At 70.7% G+C, this 6119-nt stretch carries 1 protein-coding gene; it reads left to right on the top strand.

Annotated features, from left to right (window positions below; genetic code table 11):
* Nucleotides 1-6119: amino acid adenylation domain-containing protein (locus tag ACFULV_RS34810; protein ID WP_378664342.1), on the top strand; the 6119-nt coding region annotated here is incomplete at both ends.

Below are 6119 nucleotides of genomic sequence, written 5' to 3'. Positions count from 1 at the left end.
GCGACGTTCGACGTGTCGGTGTGGGAGTTCTTCTGGCCCTTGCAGATCGGTGCGAAGCTGGTCGTCGCGAAGCCGGACGGCCATCGTGATCCGGCGTACCTCGCCGAGATCGTTCACACCGAGGGCGTCACGGTCACCCACTTCGTGCCGTCGATGCTGGCCGTGTTCGTCGCCGACGCCGCGGCCGCGCGCTGCGCGTCGCTGCGGATGGTGTTCGCCTCCGGTGAAGCGTTGCCGCCCAAGCCCGCTCACCGTTTGCGCGAGCTGACCGGCGCCGCCCTGCACAACCTGTACGGACCCACCGAGGCCGCGGTCGACGTCACCTTCCACGAGGTCGTCGACACCGACGTGGACACGGTGCCGATCGGTGCCCCGGTCTTCAACACCCAGGTCTACGTCCTCGACGCGCGCCTGCGCCCCGTCCCGGTCGGTGTCGCGGGTGAGCTCTATCTCGCCGGTGTTCAGCTGGCGCGTGGCTATGTCGCCCGTCCGGACCTGACCTCCGATCGCTTCGTCGCCGATCCGTTCGGCGACGACGGCGAGCGCATGTACCGCACCGGTGACCTCGTCGCCTGGACCGAACAGGGCGAGCTGGAGTACCTGGGCCGCACCGACTTCCAGGTGAAACTGCGTGGTCTGCGCATCGAGCTCGGCGAGATCGAGTCCGCGCTGACCGGCCTCGACGAGGTCGCCCAGTCGGTGGTCGTCGTGCGCGGCGATCAGCACACCGGCGACCAGCTGGTCGCCTACGTCATCCCCGCGACCGGCCGCACCGTCGACATCGAGGACGCTCGCGAGGAACTGGGCAGCAACCTGCCCGCGTACATGGTGCCCTCGGTCATCGTCGTGCTCGACGAGTTCCCGCTCAACGCCTCCGGCAAGCTCGACCGCAAGGCGCTGCCCGCGCCGGTGTTCGAGGCCGCGGTGTTCCGCGCCCCGACCACCCCCGTCGAGGAAATCGTCGCCGCCACCTTCGCCGGTGTGCTCGGTGTGGATCGGGTCGGGCTGGACGACGACTTCTTCGCGCTCGGCGGCAACTCGCTGACCGCCACCCAGGTCGCCGCCCGCCTGTCGGCCGCGCTCAACACCGATATCGGCGTGCGCGAACTGTTCGAGTCCTCCACCGTCGCCGGACTGGCCGCGCGGGCCGAGACGCACTCCGGTGCCGAACGCCGCGCGCCGCTGGTGCCGCAGCAGCGCCCCGAGCGGGTGCCGCTGTCGCTGGCCCAGCAGCGCATGTGGTTCCTCAACCGCTTCGACCCCGAGTCCGCGGTGGACAACATCCCCGCCGCCGTCCGGCTGTCGGGCCTGCTCGACCGCCAGGCGCTGCAGGTGGCCGTGGCCGACGTGCTCGCCCGCCACGAGTCCCTGCGCAGCTACTACCCGGAGGTTTCCGGCGCCGGCTACCAGGTGATCGTGCCGACCGGCAAGGTCATCCCCGACCTCGCGCCGATCGAGACCACCGCCGCCGAACTGCCGCAACGGCTTTCGGAGCTCGTACGCACCGCGTTCGACGTCACCGCCGAGGTGCCGTTCCGCGCGGCCCTGTTCGAGGTGAGTCCCACCGAACATGTGCTCGCCCTTGTCGTGCACCACATCTCGGCCGACGGCTTCTCCATGGGCCCGCTGACCCGCGACGTGATGACCGCCTACAGCGCCCGCGTCGAAGGCGCCGAACCGGCCTGGCGTCCGCTGGAAGTCCAGTACGCCGACTTCGCGCTGTGGCAGCGCGCCGTGCTCGGTGACGAGGACGACGCGAAATCGGTGATCGCCCAGCAGATCTCGTTCTGGGGTTCGACCCTGCGCGGCCTGCCCGAACAGCTCGACCTGCCCGCCGACCGGCCGCGCCCCGCGGTCGCCAGCGGACGCGGCGCCACCCACACTTTCGAGATCGACGCGAAAACCCATGCGGCCCTGACCGAGCTGGCCCGCACCCGCGGCGCGACGCTGTTCATGGTCTCCCACGCGGCGCTGGCACTGCTGCTCTCGCGCCTGTCCGGCGAGAACGACATCGCCATCGGCACCCCCATCGCGGGTCGTGGTGAGCGCGCGCTCGACGACCTGATCGGCATGTTCGTCAACACCCTGGTGCTGCGCACCGAGATCGACAGCGACGCGAGCTTCACCGACCTGCTCGGTGCGGTCCGCGCGAGCGACATCGCCGCCTTCGGTCACGCCGATCTGCCGTTCGAACGTCTCGTCGAGATCATCAACCCGGCCCGCTCGCAGGCCCGCCACCCGCTGTTCCAGGTCATGCTGGCCTTCCAGAACACCGGCCAGACCAGCCTGGAACTGCCCGGCCTCACCGTGAGCGGCGTCGATCTGCCGATCGACGTGGCCAAGTTCGACCTGCAGGTCGTGCTCACCGAGAAGCCGGGTGACGCATCCGGGATCGTCGCCGAGCTGATCTACGCCACCGACCTGTTCGACGCGGCCACCATGGACCGCTTCGGCGCCCGCTTCGCCCGCCTGCTCGCCGAGATCGCGACTGCTCCGAACCGCGCTGTCGGCGATATCGCCCTGCTCGACTCCGCCGAAACCGCACTGGCCGTGCGTGGTTGGAACGACACCGCGCACGAGCTGCCCGGCGCGGGCACCCTGGTGGACGAGTTCGCCCGCCAGGCGCTGGCCACCCCCGACGCGGTCGCGATGGTCGACCCCGCCACCGGCGAGACCCTGACCTACGCCGAATTCGCCGCTCGCGTGCACCGTTTGGCGCATCGCCTGATCGAAGCGGGCGTCGGCCCGGAATCCCTCGTCGCGCTCGGCCTTCGCCGCAGCATCGACCTGGTCGTCGCGGCCTACGCGGTGCAGGAAGCAGGCGGCGGCTACGTGCCGCTCGACCTGGACCAGCCCGCCGACCGCATCGCCTACGTCCTGGAGACGGCAGCCCCGGTCGCCGTCCTCACCACTACCCGCGACGGGTTCGGACTCGACGACGACGCGGCCGTGGACGCCGCCCCGACGACGCTGGTCATCGACGCGATCGACCTCACGGCGTACCCGCAGACTCCGGTCAGCGATGCCGAGCGGATCGTTCCGCTGCTCCCGCGGCACCCGGCCTACGTCATCTTCACCTCCGGCTCGACCGGTCGCCCGAAGGGTGTGGCCGTGCCGCACTCGGCCGTGGTCAACCAGATCCGCTGGATCACCGGCGAATACGGCATCGGCGCCGACGATGTGGTGCTGTTCAAGACGCCCGCCACCTTCGACGTGTCGGTGTGGGAGCTGTTCGGCCCGCTGAGCACCGGCGGCCGGATCGTCGTGGCGAGCCCCGATGGTCACCGCGACCCGCAGTACCTCGCGGATGTCATCGCCGCGCAACGGGTGACGATGACCTCGTTCGTGCCGTCGATGCTCACCGTGTTCGCGGGCAGCATCGACCAGGCCGCGGTCGAGGGCGGAGCTCTGTCCTCGCTGCGCGCCCTGCTGATCGCCGGTGAGGCATTCACCGCCGATACGGTCGTCGCATTCCGCAACGTGAGCGACGCGGCGCTGTTCAACCTGTACGGCCCCACCGAGTTCACCGTCCACGCGACGCACGGCCCGGTCGCCGACCAGGTCGACGGCGCCGTCCCGGTCGGTGCGCCGGTCTGGAACTCGCAGGCCTACGTCCTGGATTCGCGCCTGCACCCCGTGGCCGCCGGTGTCGCCGGTGAGCTGTACCTGGCTGGTGCCCAGCTGGCACGCGGTTACTTCGGCCGGCCGGATCTCACCGCCGACCGCTTCGTCGCCGACCCGTTCGGGATCGACGGCGAGCGCATGTACCGCACCGGTGACCTCGTCCGCCGCGATGAGAACGGCGTCATCACCTATCTCGGCCGCACCGACTTCCAGGTCAAGCTGCGTGGTCTGCGGATCGAGCTCGGTGAGATCGAAGCCGCGCTCACCGCGCACAGCACCGTGACGCAAGCCGTGGTGGTCGTGCGTTCGGACGCTCGCACCGGTGACCAGCTCGTCGGCTATGTCGTCCCCGCGGTGGGCGAGACCGTCGACATCGACGTTCTGCGCGCGCAGCTCGCGGCGCAGCTGCCGTCCTACATGGTTCCGGCGGCGTTCGTCGTGATCGACGAGATGCCGCTGAGCGCCAACGGCAAGCTCGATCGGCGCGCCCTGCCCGAGCCGGTGTTCGAGGCGCGCGAGTTCCGTGCGCCGCGCACGCCGATCGAGGAGATCGTCGCCGCCACCTTCGCCGAGGTGCTCGGCCTGACCGGCGACCGCGCGGTCGGCCTCGACGACGACTTCTTCGATCTGGGCGGCAACTCGCTCATCGCCACCCAGGTGGTCGCCCGCCTCGGTGCCGCCCTCGACACCCGCGTCCCCGTGCGCGCTCTGTTCGAGGCGCCCTCGGTGGCCGCGCTGGCCACCAAGGTCGAGGTCCACGCGGGCAGCGGCAGCCGTCGCGAGCTCGTCGCCGGTGCGCGTCCGGACCAGATCCCGCTCTCGCTCGCTCAGCAGCGCATGTGGTTCCTCAACCGCTTCGACAGCGCGACCGGCGTCAACAACATCCCCCTCGCGGTCCGCCTGACCGGCGACCTCGACATCGATGCCCTGCGTCAGGCCGTCGCCGACGTGGTCGACCGGCACGAGGTGCTGCGCACCGTCTACCCGGAGACCGCCGACGGCCAGGGTGTGCAGGTCGTGCTGCCCGCCGGGCAGATGCCGATCTCGCTGCACCCGATCACCGTCGGCGAGGACGAGATCCGCGATCGCATCAGCGAACTCGTGCTCGCCGGATTCGACGTGACCGCCGAGGTCCCGGTGCGTGCCGAACTGCTGCGCATCGCGGGCTCCATGGACGGCTCGCACCCCGACACCCACGTGCTGGTCTTCGTCGTGCACCACATCTCCGGCGACGGCTGGTCGGTGCGCCCGCTGGCCCGCGACGTGATGATCGCCTACGCCGCCCGCTCGCGCGGGGAGGCGCCCGGCTGGACCCCGCTGCCCGTGCAGTACGCCGACTTCGCCCTGTGGCAGCGTGAAACGCTGGGCTCCGAAGCGGATTCGTCGTCGATGATCGCCCAGCAGGTGGCCTACTGGTCGCAGAACCTGGCCGGGCTGCCCGACCAGCTCGACCTGCCCGCCGACCGGGCCCGGCCCGCCGTCGCGTCCAATCGCGGTGGGGTGCACGAGTTCTCGATCGACCCGGCCCTGTCGGCCGGACTCAACGCGCTGGCCCGCGAACACGGCGCCAGCCTGTTCATGGTCGTGCACGCCGCGTTCGCCGCCCTGCTGGCCCGTCTGTCGGGCAGCGACGACATCGCCATCGGCACCGCCGTCGCCGGTCGCGGTGAAGCGGTGCTCGACGACGCCATCGGCATGTTCGTCAACACCCTGGTCCTGCGCAGTGCCGTCGACCCGGCCCAGCCGTTCACCGAGCTGCTCGCGCAGACCAGGGAGAACGACCTCGCGGCCTTCGGCCACGCCGACCTGCCGTTCGAGCGGCTCGTGGAGATCCTCAACCCGGCCCGTTCGCAGGCGCGCCACCCGCTGTTCCAGGTGATGCTGTCGTTCCAGAACACCGGTGAGGCGTCCTTCGAACTGCCCGGCCTCGAGGTCGCGGGCGTGCCGCTGGACGTGGTCACCGCCAAGTTCGATCTGCACCTGAATCTGGCCGATCGTCACCGTGCCGACGGTTCCGCCGACGGCATGACCGCCGAATTCGCCTACGCCACCGATATGTTCGACGCCGACACCATCGCCGCCCTCGCGCAGCGCCTGGTGCGGATGCTGACCGCGGTCGTGGCCAAGCCCGCCCGCGCGATCGGCGAGGTCGACCTGCTGGCCCCGGCCGAATACCGCCAGGTGGTCACCGACTGGAACGCCACCGAGCACCCGGTCGACCAGGCCGCCACGCTGGTGTCGATGTTCGAGGCACAGGCCGCGACCAGCCCGAACGCGACCGCCGTGACGTTCGAGGGGACGAGTCTGTCCTACCGCGAGTTCACCGCGCAGGTGAACCGCCTGGCCCGCCACCTCATCGCCCAGGGCGTCGGCCCGGACACCATGGTCGCGCTCGGCATGCGCCGCTCGCTCGATCTGGTGATCGGCATGTACGCGGTGAGCGTGGCCGGTGGCGCCTACGTGCCGCTGGACCCCGATCACCCGGCCGAGCGCAC

Source organism: Nocardia sp. NPDC057272 (assembly GCF_042668615.1).
Taxonomy (GTDB): domain Bacteria; phylum Actinomycetota; class Actinomycetes; order Mycobacteriales; family Mycobacteriaceae; genus Nocardia.
The sequence above is the reverse complement of the archived record's forward strand: the minus strand, read 5'-3'. Positions and strand labels throughout refer to the sequence as shown.